Below are 1,438 nucleotides of genomic sequence, written 5' to 3'. Positions count from 1 at the left end.
CCGCCGAGCTGGCCGACCGCGCCACAGCTGGACGGGTGCACGCGGGGCATATCGCGGTGCTCTACACCACCGATCACCCCGACTGGAAGACCCTGCGCGCCAACCTGACTGCACAGCTACGTGCCGAGCACGCGTATCTGGCGCCGTCGGCGATCTCGGCATTGCAGCAGATCGACGGCGGACAGATCGTCACCCCCACCCTCGACACCGACATCGCAGGCCCACCCCATCAACGCACCTTCGCCACCCGCGCCCACCTCGAAGAACGGACTACTCGCTGGCATGTTGGTCCGGTCAAGAAGGCCACCGAACACGCCGCCTTGTGGGACCTTCTCGACATCATCGGCGGCCACACCCCGTCGGCTGACCCCACCACACCACCACCGCCCCGACCCGAGCCCGAACTGCTGACGCCGGTTGTGGAGCCGGCGGAGGAGCCTGAGGCCGCGTCGACCCTGTCAGCTCCAGCTCCAGCCGGGACGTGGGATGCCGCCGCCCTGGCGGCCGCCCTGGGCGCCGATGAGGCCCAGCGTGCCCGCCGCCGCGCGAAAGCTCTGTCCAATCCGGTCGGCTGGCTCACCACCCTCGCGACCACGATCGGCGCCGGCGAGCTGCACGTCGACACCCACGCCGATGGCCCACCGCATGAGCGCACCTTCACCGTCACCCTCGCCGCCGGGCCCGCGGTCGCGACCGCGACCGGCGCCACGATCAAGACCGCGAAAACCGCGGCCGCCCACACCGCGATCACCGCGCTGTTCAACATCGATGGCGGGCTATGAGCACACCTGTCATCCCTGGCGATGTGAACACCGCGCCGCTCTATGCGAGCAGGTATCGCCGTGCGGCCACCAAGGCCCGACCTGGGCGACGGTGGAGTCCCCCGCCCGCCACCTACCCGCTGATGCCATCCCGGCCTGCACCAGTGACCCCGACAGCCTGGTTCCCCGACCGGCTGTCCACCGCTCACGCCGAGATGGCCGCATGCCGCCGCTGCCCGATCCGCCAGGGGTGTGCCCGCGTGGCGCTCGACGACACCGCCCACCTCATTGGCATCTGGGCCGGGGTCTACATCTCCCCACCCGGCTCGGCCAGCTAGAAGGCCGTCCGGGAGACCGCACTCGAGCAGCTGCGTGCCATCGCCTACCCCGACACCACCCCGGGCTGGCCAAAGACCACGCTGGCGCGGATTGTGGCCGGTCTACGCACTGACGGTGACCCGTGGAGGTACACCGCAGGTGAGGGCGTACGCCCTCGTGATCGTCAGCCCCGATCACGACGATCGCCGGGCTCGGACGCCGCGCCGGGGCAGTGACCTTGACCTCCCACACAGCTACCCGGCTGCCGGATACGGGCTATATTCAGCACAGCAAATATCCAAGTTCGCGAAAGGGAATGCTGATGGTGTCGAAGTCGGGGGTGCGCGGCGTGGTCGCGG

At 69.7% G+C, this 1,438-nt stretch carries 1 protein-coding gene and 1 pseudogene; both read left to right on the top strand.

From position 1 onward, the window contains the following. Positions 1–782 (top strand): annotated as a pseudogene (locus ACFW3F_RS24970) (hypothetical protein); the annotation flags it as partial. A 143-nt stretch (positions 783–925) separates the two neighbouring features. Next, positions 926–1,099: a WhiB family transcriptional regulator gene (locus tag ACFW3F_RS24965; RefSeq protein WP_388062324.1), complete on the top strand. Its 174-nt coding sequence runs from the start codon at positions 926–928 to the stop codon at positions 1,097–1,099. The last annotated feature ends 339 nt before the right edge of the window (positions 1,100–1,438 follow it).

This window comes from Gordonia sp. NPDC058843 (genome assembly GCF_042743165.1).
Taxonomy (GTDB): Bacteria; Actinomycetota; Actinomycetes; order Mycobacteriales; family Mycobacteriaceae; genus Gordonia.
Note: the sequence above shows the minus strand (reverse complement) of the source record. Positions and strands in the feature narration are given on the sequence as shown.